At 57.8% G+C, this 17,392-nt stretch carries 17 protein-coding genes; 8 read left to right on the top strand and 9 right to left on the bottom strand.

The annotated features are described in order from the left end of the window. Positions 1-21 precede the first annotated feature (21 nt). Positions 22-516, bottom strand: a complete 495-nt coding sequence (locus tag Q0X23_RS08390; protein WP_119341780.1) for a CarD family transcriptional regulator — start codon at positions 514-516, stop codon at positions 22-24. Further along, positions 513-1,076: a TetR/AcrR family transcriptional regulator gene (locus Q0X23_RS08385; RefSeq protein ID WP_297859884.1), complete on the bottom strand. Its 564-nt coding sequence runs from the start codon at positions 1,074-1,076 to the stop codon at positions 513-515. The genes Q0X23_RS08390 and Q0X23_RS08385 overlap by 4 nt, the downstream gene beginning before the upstream one ends. A 333-nt stretch (positions 1,077-1,409) precedes the next feature. Here Q0X23_RS08385 and Q0X23_RS08380 point away from each other — a divergent pair, with 333 nt between their 5' ends. From Q0X23_RS08380 to Q0X23_RS08370, 3 genes are all read left to right on the top strand, one after another. Next, on the top strand, positions 1,410-1,925 hold the full coding sequence (locus Q0X23_RS08380) for a metal-binding protein (RefSeq protein ID WP_297859883.1): 516 nt from the start codon (positions 1,410-1,412) through the stop codon (positions 1,923-1,925). Positions 1,926-2,187: 262 nt separating this feature from the next. Beyond that, entirely contained in the window at positions 2,188-2,688 is a 501-nt protein-coding gene (locus Q0X23_RS08375) for a cupin domain-containing protein (RefSeq protein ID WP_297859882.1), read from the top strand. A 104-nt stretch (positions 2,689-2,792) separates the two neighbouring features. After that, positions 2,793-3,938, top strand: coding sequence for an MFS transporter (locus Q0X23_RS08370; protein ID WP_297859881.1), 1,146 nt, complete (start codon positions 2,793-2,795; stop codon positions 3,936-3,938). A gap of 98 nt (positions 3,939-4,036) precedes the next feature. Here Q0X23_RS08370 and Q0X23_RS08365 read toward each other — a convergent pair whose 3' ends face one another. From Q0X23_RS08365 to Q0X23_RS08335, 7 genes are all read right to left on the bottom strand, one after another. Further along, positions 4,037-4,660 carry a M23 family metallopeptidase gene (locus Q0X23_RS08365; protein ID WP_297859880.1) on the bottom strand — a complete coding sequence of 208 codons (624 nt, stop codon included), beginning with the start codon at positions 4,658-4,660 and terminating at the stop codon, positions 4,037-4,039. 14 nt (positions 4,661-4,674) lie between these two features. Beyond that, entirely contained in the window at positions 4,675-5,340 is a 666-nt protein-coding gene (locus Q0X23_RS08360; protein ID WP_297859879.1) for a M23 family metallopeptidase, read from the bottom strand. A gap of 86 nt (positions 5,341-5,426) precedes the next feature. Further along, complete coding sequence (locus Q0X23_RS08355; RefSeq protein WP_297859878.1) at positions 5,427-6,416, bottom strand: NAD-dependent epimerase/dehydratase family protein; 990 nt, start codon at positions 6,414-6,416, stop codon at positions 5,427-5,429. An 11-nt stretch (positions 6,417-6,427) separates the two neighbouring features. Then, entirely contained in the window at positions 6,428-7,195 is a 768-nt protein-coding gene (locus Q0X23_RS08350) for a WecB/TagA/CpsF family glycosyltransferase (RefSeq protein WP_297859877.1), read from the bottom strand. Beyond that, positions 7,196-8,569, bottom strand: a complete 1,374-nt coding sequence (locus tag Q0X23_RS08345) for an exopolysaccharide biosynthesis polyprenyl glycosylphosphotransferase (RefSeq protein WP_297859876.1) — start codon at positions 8,567-8,569, stop codon at positions 7,196-7,198. A 555-nt stretch (positions 8,570-9,124) separates the two neighbouring features. Then, the gene (locus Q0X23_RS08340) at positions 9,125-9,751 is read right to left on the bottom strand and encodes a polysaccharide deacetylase family protein (protein WP_297859875.1); all 627 of its coding nucleotides are present in this window, start codon (positions 9,749-9,751) and stop codon (positions 9,125-9,127) included. Beyond that, entirely contained in the window at positions 9,752-10,000 is a 249-nt protein-coding gene (locus tag Q0X23_RS08335) for a hypothetical protein (protein WP_297859874.1), read from the bottom strand. It lies immediately after the preceding gene. A gap of 333 nt (positions 10,001-10,333) precedes the next feature. Here Q0X23_RS08335 and Q0X23_RS08330 point away from each other — a divergent pair, with 333 nt between their 5' ends. The 5 genes from Q0X23_RS08330 (at position 10,334) to ppsA (ending at position 17,383) form a co-directional block, all read left to right on the top strand. Next, the gene (locus Q0X23_RS08330; protein ID WP_297859873.1) at positions 10,334-11,494 is read left to right on the top strand and encodes a glycosyltransferase family 4 protein; all 1,161 of its coding nucleotides are present in this window, start codon (positions 10,334-10,336) and stop codon (positions 11,492-11,494) included. 352 nt (positions 11,495-11,846) lie between these two features. Continuing rightward, positions 11,847-12,974, top strand: a complete 1,128-nt coding sequence (gene wecB, locus Q0X23_RS08325; RefSeq protein ID WP_297859872.1) for a non-hydrolyzing UDP-N-acetylglucosamine 2-epimerase — start codon at positions 11,847-11,849, stop codon at positions 12,972-12,974. Positions 12,975-13,013: 39 nt separating this feature from the next. After that, a complete protein-coding gene (locus Q0X23_RS08320; RefSeq protein WP_297859871.1) occupies positions 13,014-13,553 on the top strand; it encodes a peptidylprolyl isomerase in 540 nt (179 codons plus the stop codon). Between the two features lie 26 nt (positions 13,554-13,579). Beyond that, a complete protein-coding gene (locus tag Q0X23_RS08315; RefSeq protein ID WP_297859870.1) occupies positions 13,580-14,410 on the top strand; it encodes an alpha/beta hydrolase in 831 nt (276 codons plus the stop codon). Between the two features lie 567 nt (positions 14,411-14,977). Beyond that, positions 14,978-17,383 (top strand): phosphoenolpyruvate synthase, encoded by a 2,406-nt coding sequence (gene ppsA / locus Q0X23_RS08310; RefSeq protein WP_297861193.1) that lies wholly within the window; start codon positions 14,978-14,980, stop codon positions 17,381-17,383. Positions 17,384-17,392: the final 9 nt, after the last annotated feature.

Below are 17,392 nucleotides of genomic sequence, written 5' to 3'. Positions count from 1 at the left end.
AAAAGCCTGCTTGGCTATGGGTTAGTTGAGGCTTTCGCCCACGGTCTCTTCAAACAGCTTGCGGGCTTCGTCCAGGCTCATCTCCAAGACCTGGGAAATTTCCTCGGCCAGGAGATGCATGGCCCGGCGCAGGGCCTGGCGGTCAAGATCGGGCAGGCCCTTCTCGAGTTCCCAGGCCCTGAGCTGACCGGCCAGGGTGGCGATACGGAAAGGGTCGCCATCGGCCAGTATTTCGGTGGTTTTGCGGTGGCGAGCTGCCCATTGACGGGGCAGGGGCAGGCGGCCCTCGCGCAGCAAGGCCAGGATTTCATTGACCTGATCCGGCGACAAGGCCCGGCGCAGACGGGTGGTTTGCGGGGCTTCTACGGGTACATAGGCCTTGGAACGTGTTCCAGGAAAGTCCACTTGATAATAGCTCTTGTCTGAACCAGCAACCGAACGCTGGGCGATCCCCGCCACCACACCTACGCCATACGGCGGCAACACAACCTTATCTCCTGGACGGTATTCGCTCACAACGCCACTCCTTTCAACAACACCCCAAGCAGATGCTCGAGGTAGGCTTCCCGTGGAAACTCGAGCTGCGGGTTGCAAGCCAGGGCTGCGATACTGGCAGCAGTCAGACTGGTGTCCAGTTCAGCGCGAACTTCTCCTCTGGTCTTGCCGTCCTGCACCAGCTTTTCCAGCAGATGCTGGTAGTGCTCGTGCATGCCCCTGAGCCAACCGGTGGTATCCATCGGATGGGCTTCTCGTGCTACCGCTGCCCACAAACCACGCCACTCCTCCACCCAGGCGATGCGAAGCCGCAACACTTCGGCCAGTCGGTCGCGGAAGGAGCCATTCTGTTTCACCACTTCTTCTACTTTCTGGTAGTAGGAGAAGGTATGGTGCTCCACCAGCGCCTTCAGCAGGTCTTGTTTATCCTGGAAATAAAGATAAACCGTGCCTTTGCCGACTTCGGCTTCCCTGGCTACTTCCTCGACTTTTAGACCCGACAACCCCCGGTCTCTTAGGACTCGGATGGTTGCCTCGAGGATTGCTTCGCGTTTGGGGGCAGTCCGAGCCTCCACGGTCACGGCTACAAAGTGTACCAGAACCCCAAGGGGTATAGATGAGACCGATCCAGTATAGAAACTTGGTCATATCTAATATTACCGTCTCAATAAGGGTTTCTCGAAATTGGTCAGATATCTCGTGATTCATTTGGGGAGATTTTTTATTTACTTTCTATCCAGTAAATTAACATAACATTCCGATAAAAACAAAATTATCGGGAACGCCTCGCATAAGTATACAAAAGCTCCGGAACATAAACCATCCCCCCAAAGGCCCCCCGGTGGCCCCAGTCGTTTTTCCGCAATTGTTCGCTTGAAGCCATACTCCCCCATCCAGACGCGTAAACTACACTGGTGCCATCGGGTCGTGTTCACGAAGCCATCAATATAGGCGTGTTGGGTTTGGCCTCCGCTGCCTATTGGGTCTATCAGAAGGAAATTTCCGTTTCCCAACCCATTGCAGTCGCCTTTGTTAGCAGTTTCTTGATCGGCACCTTTCTGATTACTCCTGACCTGGATCTGGCTGAACAACAGGTGCGGGCTAAGGGGCGCTGGGGTTGGCTGGGCTGGTTTTGGGTTCCCTACGGCTGGATGTTTGCCCACCGGGGGCTTTCGCACACCTGGATTGTGGGCCCCCTAACGCGCCTGCTGTACCTAGGTGCGATGGGGGTGGTGCTGTACTGGATCATCACCGCCATTGCGGGCTATGTGGGCCTCAATTTCAACCTGCAAGCCCAGCCAAAAGCACCGCCCCAGGAAGTCTTGTGGGCACTGGTGTTGGGGTATTATGCCTCGCAGTGGTTGCACCTGATCGCCGATGGCATCAGGCCCGATTCAGGCTTGCTACGTTCGGGCAAGCGTCGTCGCTAGAGATCACCCATTGGGACATGTCCGTAGCCCTGACCCTCGATGGATACCGACCGGTTGACCTGTGATACCAGATTCGGTTTGTTCGGCGCCGTATGGCGGCGAACTAACCCGACCGAAGTTATCCGCGTAGCGGAGGGCGATACCGCCCCTTGGAAGGGAGTGCTCTAGGATTCAAAAAGATAGCCTCTGGGGGTCTTTGGTTTGGATGATTATCTTTTTGAATCCGGTATGACCAATCTGGCCGCAAGGTAGGAGATTCTTCATGAATGGTGCAAAATTTTGGGTGGATCATCTGGGGTTAGAGCCGCACCCGGAGGGTGGCTTTTATCGCCAAACCTACATTGCCGGCGAGTCCATCGCCAAGCCACACCTGCCCCACCGCTATACGGCCCAGCGGCCCTTTTCCACTGCCATCTACTTCCTGTTGGAATACCCGGATTTTTCGGCCTTACACCGACTTAAAAGCGACGAAGTCTGGCATTTCTACACCGGCAGTTCACTCACCTTATGGCTGATTTCGCCTGAAGGGGAGCTTTCCAGCCTGCATCTAGGCCCTGACCCCAGCCAGGGACAAAGTTTCCAGGGGGTCGTTCCCGCCGGTTACTGGTTTGCAGCCAGCCTAGATGCACCCAAGACCTTCGCCCTGGTAGGCTGCACCATGGCCCCTGGTTTCGACTTTGCCGACTTTGAGTTGGCCCAAGGAGAGCATCTGGCTCAACAATTTCCCCAGCACCGCAACCTGATCCAGAGGCTGACCCGATGAGCCCTGCGCTCCGTAGGGAGCGTGGGTCATTGCCGGAGTAGGGCTCAACTAATGGATTTCTTACCAATAGAGCTGTCCATGAAAGGACTATTGCTGTGAATGCGATGCCTCCCAGACCAGACCACCTGCCCTTAGCCAGAATCGCCATCTACCTGACCTTTTTTGTTTGCGGCTTCATTCTGGCGGCCTGGGTTTCGCGCATCCCGGCCATCAAGCAGAGCCTGGGCCTCAATACCGGTGAGCTGGGCTTGGTGCTGTTGGGCGCACCGGTGGGGTTGGTGCTGGCCATGCCCCTCGTCGGCTGGCTGATTGCCCACTGGGGCAGCCGCCCGGTGCTGACGTTCGCTTCCTTTAGCAACTGCTTTTCACTGCCGCTACTGGCCCTGGCTCCCAGTGGCTGGACACTGGCCCTCGCGCTTTTTGTATTTGGCTTCACCAACGCCGCTATGGACATCTCGATGAACGTCCAGGCCGTGGAGACCGAAAAGCGCAACGGAAGGCCCATCATGTCCAGCTTCCACGCGCTCTTTAGCCTGGGGGGCCTGGTGGGGGCTGCGCTGGGCGGTGCAGCCGCAGCCGCCGGGATGGAACCGCTCCCTTTTTTCACCTCGATGACAGCCGTCTCGGTACTGCTGATGCTATGGGCTATTCGGTATCTGATACAGGTTCGGCCCGCCCCCAGTGGGCCGCGCTTTGTATGGCCTCGAGGCGTGCTCTTGGGTTTGGGATTAATCGTGTTCTGCACCGGCCTGGGCGAGGGTGCGGTGGCCGACTGGAGCGCGGTCTTCATGAAGCAAGTGGTCGGCAGCAGCGAAGCCGTAGCGGCGTTGGCTTTCTCGGCGTTCTCGGTGGCGATGGTGGTGGGGCGCCTGACTGGCGATGCCCTCACCCACCGCTTCGGCCCGGTGGCCCTGGCCAGAGGAGGCGGTCTGTTCGCTGCGGCTGGCTTTGTTACCACTTTGCTAGCTACCCGCCCGGAGGTGGCCATGCTGGGTTTTGTGATGATCGGGCTGGGCTACTGCACCCTGTTCCCCCTGGCTTTTAGCGCAGCGGGGCGTGTGCCAGGGGTTGAACCCGGGGTTGCACTGGCCTCGGTAGCGACCCTGGGCTACCTGGGCTTTCTGGTGGGGCCGCCGGTGATTGGGTTGATTGCCCAAGCCACCTCGCTGCGGGTATCGTTTGCACTGGTAGCGGGGCTGGCGGTGGTAATTGCCTTGCTGGCAGAGCTGCTGCGGCCCAAAACAGGTTAGGTCATCAATTTTGTGATGTGAACAAGCAGGTATTACAGCATCATTGCGTTATGCGGAGCCGAGTAGCGATCGTGCGCATTTTGGCTTTCGGCCTTTCTCTACGGGTTACTGGTATTTTCCTCGAGAGCCTCCAGGGTCTGCCAGCTACGGTTGACCAATAAGGGTAGGGGATTAACTACCCGCTCGTCCGAACGCCACCAACTCCCATACACCCCAAAGTGCAGATGCGGGGGTGTGGTGCGGGCATTGCCGGTGTTGCCCACGTAACCCAGCAAGGTCTGGGGTGTGACCCGATCACCTACTTGCAGGCCATCGGCATGTTGGTCGAGGTGGGCGTAGTAGTAGCGCCGCCCGCCTGGCCCCAAGACCATCACGTAGAGCCCACCCAACTGCCCATAACCCATCCGGATAACCAGGCCTTCGGTGGCCGAGTAGATGGGCGTTCCCCTGGGGGCAAAGATGTCCTGGCCTTCGTGCAAGCGCCCACCCGGGCGGGGCGCCATAAAGGTGTCGGTTACCTGACGCACCCGCACACCCCGCACCGGCATCAGGAGTTCATTATCGGGGGGCTGCGCCAGCAGGCGGGCGTAGTCGTCAAAGTGCGTCCAGCCGGTTCCGGGGCTTTCATCAGGTGCTTCGCTCCCAGGGTCTTGCTGGCTCGAGCGCGGCCATACGCAAGCGCTCAGGACGAATAAGAACAGCAGCAAGAGAGCATTTTTCACGAAGAGTGGACTCCTTATCGCCCTGTCAGGGTTTGCCAGTTGCGGTCACGCAGCAGAGGGAGGGGGTCGAGGGCCCGGTAATCGCAGGTTTCGCGTCCCCCCTCGTAGATGCCAAAGTGCAGGTGGGGCGGCGTACCTCGAGCGATGCCGGTATTGCCCACGTAGCCCAGCAGGGTTTGGGGCGTTACCCAGTCTCCCTCCCGCAGGTCTGGGGCAAAGCGGTCAAAGTGAGCGTAGTAGTAGCGCTTCTCGCCTGCCCCCAGCACGAAAATTTGCAATCCTCCCACCGGGCCATAAGCCATCCGCAGCACAAAGCCTTCCGTGGCCGAATAGACCGGGGTACCCCGTCGGGCGAAAATGTCCTGCCCCTCGTGGCGGCGGCCTCCGGGGCGAATGGCCCCAAAGCTATCCCAGACCTGCCGCACCCGAACCCCCTGCACGGGCATCAGTAAAGCTGGGTCGGGTTCGCCCAACAGATGCGGGGCCAGCCTTGCAATGCGCTCCCGATAGCCCGGCCATTCTTCCCACTTGGACTGCTCACTGGGGTTTCGTGGAGGCGGGGCCGGATTGCACTCGCCCACCTCGCGAACATAAGGCTGGGTGGGGATATAACGCAATTTCTGCGCCAAAACCAGCGAACAAAACAGGATAAAAATAGTCATCCAGATAATCCAGCGCACCCTTGTAGCTTGACGGAAAGCTTTGAAAGTTGGGTTAGAAGTGCAAAAACCCCCGACCGAAGCCGGGGGTCAGATCCAGATCGGTTTTATTGTGCTATGGCCTCTTTGGCCTTCTGTTTCTTGGCCACTTGCTCGGCCACCCAGGCATAGGTGCGCTCCATTCCCTCGCGCAGCGGGCGATGAGGGGCCCAGCCCAGCTTCTCTCGAATGCGGGTATTGTCGGAGTTGCGCCCCTGTACGCCGGTAGGGCCCGGAACGTTGCGGATGCTGAGGTTTTTACCGGAAATTTCGATGGTCATGCGGGCCAGATCGTTAATGCTGATCATCTCTTCCGAGCCGATATTTAGGGGGCCAATGTAGTCGTTGTTCATGAAGCGCTCGATGGCTTCCAAACACTCGTCGACATACAAGAAAGAACGGGTCTGGGTGCCGGGGCCCCATACCTCTATCACGCCGCCCTCGGGGGCCTCGGCAACTTTACGGCACATGGCCGCAGGCGCTTTCTCGCGCCCCCCCTCCCAGGTGCCCTCGATTCCAAAGATGTTGTGAAAACGAGCCACACGCACATCCATCCCATAGTTACGATGATAGGCAAAGTAAAGCCGCTCGCTAAAGAGTTTCTCCCAGCCATACTCGCTATCCGGCATAGCCGGGTAGGCCGAGTCCTCTGCGGTGACAGGCTTGGAGGGATCGAGCTGGTTGTACTCGGGGTAAATGCAGGCTGAGGAAGAGTAAAAGACCTTCCCCACCCCCTTGTGGCGTAACTCCTCCAGTACATTCAGGTTGATCAGGGCCGAGTTGTGCATGATGGCGGCATCGTTCTCGCCGGTGAAAACAAAACCGGCACCCCCCATATCGGCAGCCAGCTGGTAGACCTCGTCAAACTTGCGGTCAATCACCTGGGCTACCAGGCGGGGGTCGCGCAGATCGCCCACCACAAACTCGTCGGCGGGGCTTTCCGCGAACTCGTGACGTTTGAGATCTACACCACGCACCCAGTATCCCTGAGCTTTGAGCTTCTTGACCAAATGCCCACCAATAAATCCACCTGCACCGCAAACGAGAGCTGTTTTCATGCCTTTCCTCCTCAGATATCTAGCTTGTAGCGACGCAGGCCTAGCAACTGCATCAGCACTGCCACCACAAACCTGGGGTTGTTTTGCAAATAGCGCCGGGCCAGCCGCTTGGGTTCAGAAACCATGCGATAGAACCACTCCAGCCCGCTCCGCTGCATCCAGCGTGGGGCCTGCGGCTTGAGGCCCGCGTGAAAGTCGAAGGCAGCCCCAACGCCGATCATGACCGGGGCCTGCACCTTGCCCAGGTGGGCAGCCATCCAGCGTTCCTGCTTGGGGGTGCTGAGGCCCACCCAAACGATGTCGGGTCGGGCCGCGTTGATCCGGGCCACGATGGCCGCATCCTCCTCGGGGGTCAGGGGACGAAAGGGAGGCGAATAGGTACCCACTACCTGCAAGCCCGGAAACCTCTCCTGAAGCTTATCGCGCAACTGTTCGGACACGCCTTCGTTGCCGCCATAGAAGAAGTGACGGTACCCCTTCTGCAAAGAAGCTTCACAAACGGCCAGCATCAGATCGGGGCCGTACACCCGGTCTACGTGCTTGTGTCCGGCCAGGCGACTCATCCAGACCATCGGCATACCATCGGGCGTGACCATCCCGGCCTGGTTATGAATACGGCGCAACTCTGGGTCGGCCTGGCTTTCCATAACCCCATGCACCCCGGTGACGCAAACATAGGTATGGTGTTGTTGCCGAATCCAGGTATCCAGAACCTCGAGCGCCATCGGAATGTTAATGGCACTGATGCCCACCCCCAGCACATTGGTTCGCTCAATCATTCAATATGCCCCCTTAGAACCCAGCACCGCCATCACGGTACGGAACAGTAGATACACATCCAGCCACGGCGACCAGTTGCGGATGTAGTAGGTATCGAGTTCTTCTTGTAGTTTGAGATCGCTATCGGAGCGAGCCAGCACCTGCCAGAAGCCGGTAATGCCCGGCAACACACTATGTCGCAGTTCGCGGAACTCGGGCGAGAAGTGCTCGAGGTGATACCCCGGAAAGGGGCGCGGCCCCACCAGGCTCATCTCTCCGCGCACCACGTTGTAAAGCTGGGGTAACTCGTCCAGGCTGGTCTTGCGCAGGAAGTAGCCCACACCAGGCAGGATACGCGGGTCTCGTTTGAGTTTGAATGAGTTCTCCCACTCGGCTTTGGCCTCAGGGTTCTCGGACAGGTATCGCTCCAAACGCTCCTCGGCATCGGGGTACATGGTACGCAGCTTGAGGATATTAATGGGTCTACCCGCAAAACCTTCTCGGGTCTGGGTGAAGTAGGGCGAACCCGGGCTGACCAGGCGGATCCACAAAGCCAGCAGCCATATCAGTGGCAGGCTGAACACGAACAACGGCCAGCCCAGCAAGCGATCCATCCACCATTTCATGGCTCGGTTTCGCGGCAGCAGGAGGTTTTTGCGCACAGCAACACCGTGAATACGCCCCAGGCTGCGCACTGCAAACCAATCGATGGTGGGCTCGCCCAAATCCGGCACCACGGTAACGTGCAAAAAAGGAAGGCGATGAACCAGCTTTTTGAGTTCGGCCCGCCCGATGCTTGAAATAGCCACAAAGGCTTCCTTGACCCCCAGCTCGCTAACCTGCTCGGCCCGATCAAGGCCCCCTATAACCGGAACCCCCTCAATTAAACGATGCTGCTTATTGGGGTCGTCGTCCAGAAAGGCTACCGGAACCATACCCAGATAGCGCTCCTGCTGGAGGGCTCGAGCCACCATTGACCCAATCAGACCGGCTCCTAAAATTACCACTGGATAACCCCAGCAGCTCGCTCGAATCAGGAGCTCTCGAGCCAACGCATTCAAAAGAGGTACCAGCAGTACGGCCAACATGCCCGCAATAAGCACCAGGCCTACCAGGGCTCGCGTAGCCGGCAAAATGGCAAAAACCACCGCCATAAGAGCAAACAGCAAAACGGTAATCAGAAAGGTGCGGCGCATTCGCTCGACTGGATGAATGCCATAGCCAGGATACAGTGCCCAAAACAGATAACCCAACGGGAAGGCGGCGAGTATCAGGCCCAGAAGGGCATAATCGCTCCAGGTCAGGGAGTGGGGCCAAAATCCTGAGAGAATCTCACGCACGAGCACAGCCAGGCCCAGCGAAAGCTCGAGTGCCAATACATCTGTCAGCCACAAAATAGCCGGTATCCAATTAGGGGCTGGCTTGCTCCACAAAGCCCCAACACGACGGCTGTCTTCTTGTGTAGCTGCCCAAGATCCACCGTACTGTGCCATAATCTCCTTTCGCCGAAATGTTGACCTATATGAAAGCGCTCCCACTCAACATCAGCGAGAATATGGAAAAATCGTAGAGCATTGCTGTCAAAATGCCATGGAAAATCCAGCATCTTTAACGCAGTAACGACCGCATAACGCCGATTGGATATAAATGCGAAGAGGAGCTTGTTGCAAAAACTCGTTCCAGAGCATACATAAATCGTTTAGAGAGGGATTACAAACAGTAACGCATTTGCCATTGCCCAAGTCTACAAAAAGTTTACCACCATTAATTTATCATTATGCAATAGTGCTGTATTTGTATTTATCAGATCACAACTTATTCCATTGCTTACATTACAGCGTCGTAGAGATGGCTATACCTGGGGATTTGCCCTTCCATGGCAACCCCACCCCTGCCCTCCCCTGCTAGGGGAGGGCAGGTAGTGTATGGGGGTCTATACGACGCCGCAATTACTTGCGCAACAAGCTAGTAGCATCCTGATACCAGCCCACGATATCCATACCGCCGAAAACAATCGTTCTCAAGTCTTGTAGATTCTCGTCGGTAACTACGAAGCGTGGAATTTGACTGGGGTTGTCCTGGGGCCTGACTGCGCGCAAATGCACGGTAGCTGCTAGCCGATAACCTGTTTCCAGGCTTGCCCGTGATACCCTGGAATTCACCGCATAACCAGGAAGGCCATAGGGGTAGGACATGGTCAACACTGCCTTGCCCAGCGCATCTTCCAGAATAGCTCGACTTTTAAGCAGTTCTTCGTGCTGCTCTTTGGGTGAAACCTGGCGCAAGTTGCGGTGGGTGTGGGTATGGGCGCCAATAGCCATACCGGCAGCGTCCAGTGTTCGCAAGCCTAAAAAGTCCAGCGGCCTCATGGCTTCAATGGAGTTTCCAAAATAAGACGCCATTTGATTCAAGGTATAAGAATCTTTTTGCAGCAATCCTGTGGTGACAAAAAATGTAGCAGGCAATCGGTATTTTTGCAATATGGGCAGCGCTATTTCTACGTTGTCTTGGTAGCCATCATCAAAGGTGATAGCCACCCTCGGCTTGCCCAGGGGTTGTGTTGATGGCAACAACACTTAGTCGAACCCCACCACCGCACAATGGGCAGCCAGCCACTCCAGATGGGCTTCAAACTGCGCCGCTGAGGTTGAGTATTGGTAGAGTCGTGAGGGGCGAATAGAGTGATAGGCCAGCACCACCGTGCGATTGGAAGATACCAATCCGGCTCGATCTAAAACCTTGAAATAGGCATTCAGGAATGGGCGCACTTTGTGAATGCGTCTAGAAGAGGTGGTTGTAGTGTTTTCAGACGAGGTCTGGGTCATAGAGCAGAAGTGAGTTGGATGAGGGTATCGTTGTTTTTGTGCCTTACATCGCGTAAGCCCAAAATTCAGTGCAAAACCCACACAAGTACTAAGTGCACTTCCAAATCCTTCCAAGTCGTTGCTGGGAAGCCACATGGGCCGGATCCATAAGCGTTGGGTTGCATCTGGCATGACAAGCTAGCGCAATGGTCTATACTAATTTACGCTGTTTTGGATACTATCTGGGCGCCAAGTATGCGAATTCTTTTAACTGGATATGGTTGCAGCCCAGATCATGGGTCGGAAGAAGCTGTTACTTGGGGCTGGGCTCTGGCATTGTCACGCCACTGCGAGGTGTGGGTCATTACCTATCCCCGTTATCGCAGCAACATCGAGCGTTATCTAGAAGCCAACCCAAATCCCAATTTGCATTTTTATTATGCCTCTCCTCCCAAGGCAATCGACCCCTGGAATCCAGAAAAAGGTACTGGCAACATCCGGCTACATTACTTGCTCTGGCTGGGCGAGATGTTCAAGGTAGCCAAAAAACTTCACCGCGAGGTGGGTTTTGATCTGAGCCACTTCGTGAGCTGGAATACTGTTAGCGCTCCCCCTCCACTGTGGAAACTGCCCATTCCTTTCATTTGGGGTTCGGTAGGTGGCGGTCAGATGGCCCCCTTTGCCTACCGCAGGTATTTCACAACAAATGCTTGGGAAGAAGCCCTGCGCAGTTTGCGGGTGTTGGCCTTACCACTGCTCCCTCCGGTACGCCAGGCGGTTCGGCACACTTCGCTCATCCTGGCTACTAACGCAGAGACCGAAAGCCTCCTGCGCCGAGCTGGAGCGCGGCGAATCGAAATGTTCAACGTCTCTGGACTACCGGATAGCTACGTGCCTTCTGAACCCCCGGCCCACCCCCACCAACCCACCATGACCCTGCTGTGGGCAGGACGACTGGAATCCATGAAGGCCCCTCTGCTGATGCTTCAGATCATGCAGCAGGTGGCTGATCTTCCGGTGCGCCTGCTGGTTGCTGGCGACGGCCCCCTGCGTCCGATGTGTGAAGCCAAAGCCAAAGAGTTTGGCATAGAGCACAAGGTGCAGTTTTTGGGTCGGGTCAACTGGCACCAAATGAAGGAACTGTACCGCAGTGCGGATGCGTTTCTTTTTACGAGTCTGAGGGATTCTTTTGGCAGTGTGAACCTCGAGGCCATGTCTCAGGCCTTACCCCTCATAGCTTTTGATCACCAGGGGGTGGGATATTTTGTGCCCTCAGAAGCTGCTATCAAGATTCCAGTCACGACGCCCGAAAAAGATATTCGGGCTTTTGCAGAGGGCATTCGCAAGCTATACCACCACCCCGAACTGCGCCAGCGCATGGGGCGTGTAGCCTGGGAATATGCGCGTTCGGAAATGGAAAGCGTGCGTACCCTGCGAATGCTCGAGCTTTATCGAAAAGTACTCGAGTCCAAATCCCCGCAAAGTCTCCAGGACGCATCACAACGGGTAGTCTAGAATTAGCGCGCCCATGGTATTTCCAGACCCACCTTGTGGATTGTATCAGCTACCTCCGCGCGCTTCGCATGAATATCTCACCCAGCCTGCGTTCGGAACTGTAACGCATAGACCAGTGCACAGGTAACTCATTACAATGTCGTAGAGATGGCTATACCTGGGGATTTGCCCTTCCATGGCAACCCCACCCTTGCCCTCCCCTCCTAGGGGAGGGTAGGCAGTGTATGGGGGTCTATACGACACTTCACCAAGTATGATATTTCGCCACACACTGCACACTCCTTGGGGGGATGTGTACACTGTTATGCGGCATGAATGCTTTTTCTTTATACGGCAATAACCAGGAGACTTCATGGCCAAGCGGGTAGTGTTGGCCTTTGGAACGCGCCCCGAGGCTATCAAGATGGCCCCGGTAATCTTTGCCATGCGCAAGCAGGCCGGGATTGAGACCATTGTGCTTTCGACCGGACAGCACCGCACGCAGCTCGAGGACGCCTTGCGGGTTTTTGACATCGTGCCCGACACCGACTTGCAGGTGATGACCGACCGCCAGACCCTACCAGCCCTGATGGGGCGTATCGTACCTGCCGCTGCAGACAAACTCAAGGAATTACAGGCCGATTACGTGATGGTGCACGGCGATACCCTGACCACCTTTGCCGTAACGTTGGCGGCTTTTTTTGAGCAGATTCCGGTAGCGCATGTGGAAGCCGGGTTGCGCAGCTTCAACATGCAGGAGCCCTTTCCGGAAGAAGCCAACCGCCGCCTGACCGACGTGCTCACCGACCTGGACCTGCCCCCCACCCACACTTCCAAGCAAAACCTGTTGCGAGAAGGCAAGCCCGCACAAAACATCATCGTGACCGGCCAAACCGAGGTAGACGCAGTGCTTTATGCCAGCGAGCGCGGCACCCCCCCACCTTTGCCCAAAGGCAAGCGCATCGTAGGCGTGACCATGCACCGACGCGAGAACCTGCCCTGTATGCGCAAGCTGGCGGCAGCCCTGGCGCGGGCAGCCAGGGCCCACCCCGAGTGTCATTTCGTGTATCCGGTACACCTGAACCCGGCGGTTAGAGAAGCGGTCTTCCCCGAGCTTGAGGGGGTGCCTAACTTCGAGTTAATTGAACCGCTGGAATTTGGTGCCATGGCCGGCTTGATGAAACGCTCCACCCTGCTAGTGACCGACTCCGGGGGCGTACAGGAGAGCGGGGCTACGCTGGGGGTACCGGTGGTGGTGCTGCGCAACGTCACCGAGCGGCCCGAGGGGCTGGCGGTGGGAGCCCTGAAGCTGGCCGGCACCGACCCCGAACAGGTCTTTACCACCATTGACAACCTGCTCTCGGATGAGGCCGCCCTCGAGGCTATGCGCAACAAGCCCAACCCCTATGGCGATGGCAAGGCAGCCGAACGCTGTGCCCAGGGAGTGGCCTGGCGCCTGGGGCTGGGAGAACGTCCGCCAGATTGGCAAGGCCCTGCTTAGCCATAGAGAGCAGGACGGCAAAAGTTACAGTCCTAGCTTATGAAAAATCCCAAAGTTTCCATCCAGACTGAGCTGGGCGAGATTGTGCTCGAGCTCTTCCCCGCCCAGGCCCCCATCACCGTGGCCAACTTCCTGCGCTACGTAGATGAAAACCGCTACCAGGGAGCTACTTTCTACCGCACCGTGCGTCTGGATAACCAGCCCCAGAGCCCAGTCAAGATTGAGGTGATTCAGGGAGGGCTCGGCATGGGCTACCATTCAGCCAAGCTGCCCCCTATACCGCTGGAGACTACCGCCCAAACGGGCCTGCGTCATCTGGATGGCACCGTTTCGATGGCCCGCCTGGAGCCAGACTCGGCCCAGTCGGAGTTTTTTATCTGCATCGGCGACCAGCCCGAACTCGACTATGGCGGCAAGCGCAACCCGGATGGGCAAGGTTTTGCTGCTTTTGGACGGGTGATAGAAGGCATGGAGGTTGTCCATCAGATTCATCAGCTGCCCGCCGGGGGGGATGTTCCGCCGGTGCAGGGCCAGTGGATCTTGCAACCAGTTATGCTATTTTCTATAAAATGCGTATAATGTACATAGCATTGGCTTGACGAATTATGCAAACACTTGAAGGGTACTTTGTAAGCTTTGGAGTCGAAAAGATTTTTTATCGCGGCTGGCGGCCTACCAAAGCCAAAGCAGTCCTGCAGGTAACGCACGGATTCGGTGAGCACAGCGGGCGCTACGAAGGCTTGGCCCAGTACCTGGTTTCTTTGGGTTACGCCGTGTATGCCCAAGACCTTAGAGGGCATGGCCGCTCAACGGGCCAGCGAGGACACATTGAAAGCTGGCTTGACTATTGGTACGACCTGACCCTTTTTCGCAATCAGTTGGAGACCCTCGAGCCCAAACTACCCATCTTCTTATACGGCCACAGCATGGGTAGCCTGGTGGTGCTGGATTACCTGGTAAAACAACCGCCTGATCTGCGGGGGGCCATAGTAAGTGGGGTATTGCTCGAGCCCGGCCAACCCGCACAGCCTTTGCTGGTAGCTATTGCCCGGCTGCTCTCCCGCTTCTGGCCCCAAGCACCCCTCAGGCTCAATTTAGATGTTAATGCCCTCTCCCGCGACAGCGCCGCCGTGCGAGCCTACCGAAGCGACCCCCTGGTGCATAACCGCGTGAGCGCCCGCTGGGGTACCGAGGTGCTGCAAACCATCGAAACGGTCAAGGCCAAGGTCAAAGACATCTGCGACCCCCTGCTCATCCTGCACGGGGAAGCCGATGCCATCAATCGGGTGGAGGGGGCCCGCTGGCTTTTCAGAGAGCTCGCCACAGCCGATAAAGAGCTTCGGGTTTACCCCGGAGGCTTCCACGAACCCCACAACGACCTAAACAAAGATCAGGTTTCGCAAGACATCGCCGAGTGGCTCGAGCGGCACCTCTAGCGATTTAGGTTAATCTTCCTGCCTATCATTCCGCAGTCAAGCACCTGGAGCCGCTTGCCCCCGTATATGCACCGCCCCTTTGCAGTGCCAGATTCCTCCTCGTTTTCTGGGTGCCTCTGAACTCCACAGGAAGTCAAGGGGCACAGGATACCGGGGCCATTTTGGGGTGCACCAGTAACTTTGTAGCCCGCCCAGGGCTGGTGCATAAAGTAAAGCCACGCCTTCCTCCCCCAACGGGGGAGGCTAGGTGGGGGCATAACACCCAGCCATCTCGCCTTGCTACGAGCATTTTTGCAACCCCAGACGTCTGAAGCACCCCTGGCTGAGGTTTGTGAGGGTTCACGCACCGACCCTGGTAGCCCGCCCCAGCGAATTGCACCAAACCCAACTGCATTGTGCTTAGCCACCTGTACCGGCATCGGGATGGGACAAATGTACTCCTGGACGGTAATGGATTGGTAACGAGGGCTTTCTAGGGTTTAGACAGGAGGCCTTATGGCTACTGCTCTTTCCACAAAGCCCAGAACCGGCTCGAGCCGCTCTCAAAAACGCTCTGCCCGAACCTCCATGCGCTTTATACGGTGGTTCAAAGAGGTGGGCATTGATGAGGTGCCGCTGGTAGGGGGCAAGAACGCCTCGCTGGGCGAGATGGTACGCGAACTGGGCAAGCTGGGGGTACGGGTACCGGATGGTTTTGCCGTTACCGTCGAGGCTTTCCACCACTTCCTCCAGGCCAATGGCCTGGGTGCGCCCATCCGCGAACAGTTGCGCGAGATGGATCCCCACAACCCCGACGACCTGGCCCGGCGCACCCGGCTGATCCGCAGCCTGATTCTGCGGGCCGCGCTGCCGGAAGACCTCGAGGGAGAAATCGTTCAGGCCTACCGCGAACTCTCCCGCCAGGCCAGGGTAGAAGACCTGATGGTAGCAGTACGTTCCAGCGCCACCGCCGAAGACCTGCCTACGGCCAGTTTTGCCGGTCAGCACGAAAGTTATCTGGGCATCCAGGGCGAGGCCGAGTTGCTGGACGCAGTCAAGAAATGCTTTGCCAGCCTCTACACCGCCCGGGCCACCCGCTACCGGGTGGATATGGGCTTCCCCCACGAGAAGGTGCTGCTCTCGGTGGGCGTGCAACGGCTGGTGCGTTCGGATCTGGCCTCCTCGGGCGTCATTTTTACCCTCGACACCGAAACCGGCTTTGACGGGGTGGTGATGCTGGAAGGGGTCTGGGGCCTGGGTGAAAACATCGTGCAGGGCAAATCCACCCCCGACCGCTTCTACGTACACAAAGAAACCCTGGCCAAAGGCTACAAGCCCTTGCTCTGGAAAAAACTGGGGGCCAAAGAACTGCGCCTGGTCTACGACGCCGAGCACCACAAACTGCGCAACAACCCCGTATCCCCCACAGACCGCAACCAGTGGGTGCTTTCCAACGAAGAGGTGTTGAAGCTGGCCCATTGGGCAGTTTTGATTGAGCAACATTACAGCCAAAAACGGGGCGCCCCCACCCCCATGGACATCGAGTGGGCCAAAGACGGTATCACCGGTGAGCTGTTTATTGTACAGGCCCGCCCGGAAACCGTTCACAGCCGCAAGAGTGCGACCATCAAAAGCTATACCCTCCTGGAAGAAGGCCAGGTACTGGTCGAAGGGCTGGCGGTAGGCGAGAAGATTGCCACCGGCCCGGCCAGGGTGATCCGTGACCCCAAAGCCATGAACCAGATCAAGCCCGGCGATGTGCTGGTAACGGTCACCACCAACCCCGACTGGGAACCCATCATGAAGATTGCCAGCGCCATCGTGACCGAGCGGGGCGGGCGCACCTCGCACGCGGCCATTGTGGCCCGTGAGCTGGGCATTCCGGCGGTGGTGGGGGCCGCCGGCGCCACCAAAGCCCTGGCCAAGGGCGGTCCGGTGACGGTTTCGTGTGCACAGGGCGAAGTGGGGCGGGTCTACGAGGGCACCCTGAAGTTCAGGGTGGATGAGTTCGACCCGTATCAGGTGGGTACCACCCGCACCCAGATCATGATGAACGTGGGCAACCCCGAACAGGCTTTCCGGCTGGCACTCCTGCCCAACGATGGGGTGGGTCTGGCCCGCATGGAGTTCATCTTCGCCGACTGGGTGGGTATTCACCCCCTGGCGCTCTTACACCCCGAAAAGCTCTCCCCCAGGGTGCAGCGCGAGGTCGAGGTCAGGACGAACGGCTACCCCAGCGGGCGCGAATACTTCATCGACCGCCTGAGCCAGGGCATTGCGGTGCTGGCTGCGGCCTTCTACCCGAAGCCGGTAATCCTGCGCATGAGCGACTTCAAGACCAACGAGTACGCCAAGCTGCTGGGTGGCGAAGCCTTCGAGCCGGGCGAAGAGAACCCCATGCTGGGGTGGCGGGGGGCCAGCCGCTACTACCACCCCGACTACAAGGAGGGTTTCTTACTCGAGGTCGAGGCGGTGCGACGGGTACGCGACGAGATGGGCCTTACGAACCTGGTGGTGATGATTCCCTTCTGCCGCACGGTGGAGGAAGGCCAGCGGGTTCTGGACACCATGAAAGAAGGAGGCCTGGAGCGCGGCAAGAACGGCCTGGAAGTCTATGTGATGGCCGAGATTCCTTCCAACGTGATCCTGGCCGAGGAGTTTAGCCAGATCTTCGACGGCTTCTCGATAGGTTCCAACGATCTGACCCAGCTGGTGCTGGGGGTGGATCGCGACTCCACCCAGGTAGCTGCCCTGTTCGACGAGCGCAACCCGGCGGTCAAGTGGGCCTGCGCCGAGCTAATCCGCAAAGCCCACAAACACGGGCGCAAGGTAGGCATTTGCGGACAGGCCCCCTCCGACTACCCCGAGTTTGCGGCCTTCCTGGTGGATGCAGGTATTGATTCCATCAGCCTCAACCCCGACTCGGTAGTACGCACCAAGCAGCGCATTGTGGAGACCGAGCAAAACCACAAGAGTCGGAAAGCTAAGGCATGAAGGAGGCCC

Source organism: Meiothermus sp. (genome assembly GCF_026004115.1).
GTDB lineage: Bacteria > Deinococcota > Deinococci > Deinococcales > Thermaceae > Meiothermus.
This window is presented reverse-complemented; position numbering and strand designations above follow the sequence as displayed.

Bases quoted from the DNA above. Each gene is read 5' to 3' on its own strand.
- Q0X23_RS08350 (WP_297859877.1), bottom strand. From the start codon at position 7,195: ATGATTGAGCGAACCAATGTGCTGGGGGTGGGCATCAGTGCCATTAAC.
- Q0X23_RS08320 (WP_297859871.1), top strand. From the start codon at position 13,014: ATGAAAAATCCCAAAGTTTCCATCCAGACTGAGCTGGGCGAGATTGTG.
- Q0X23_RS08335 (WP_297859874.1), bottom strand. From the start codon at position 10,000: ATGACCCAGACCTCGTCTGAAAACACTACAACCACCTCTTCTAGACGC.
- wecB (WP_297859872.1), top strand. From the start codon at position 11,847: ATGGCCAAGCGGGTAGTGTTGGCCTTTGGAACGCGCCCCGAGGCTATC.
- Q0X23_RS08315 (WP_297859870.1), top strand. From the start codon at position 13,580: ATGCAAACACTTGAAGGGTACTTTGTAAGCTTTGGAGTCGAAAAGATT.
- Q0X23_RS08370 (WP_297859881.1), top strand. From the start codon at position 2,793: ATGCCTCCCAGACCAGACCACCTGCCCTTAGCCAGAATCGCCATCTAC.
- Q0X23_RS08375 (WP_297859882.1), top strand. From the start codon at position 2,188: ATGAATGGTGCAAAATTTTGGGTGGATCATCTGGGGTTAGAGCCGCAC.
- ppsA (WP_297861193.1), top strand. From the start codon at position 14,978: ATGCGCTTTATACGGTGGTTCAAAGAGGTGGGCATTGATGAGGTGCCG.
- Q0X23_RS08355 (WP_297859878.1), bottom strand. From the start codon at position 6,416: ATGAAAACAGCTCTCGTTTGCGGTGCAGGTGGATTTATTGGTGGGCAT.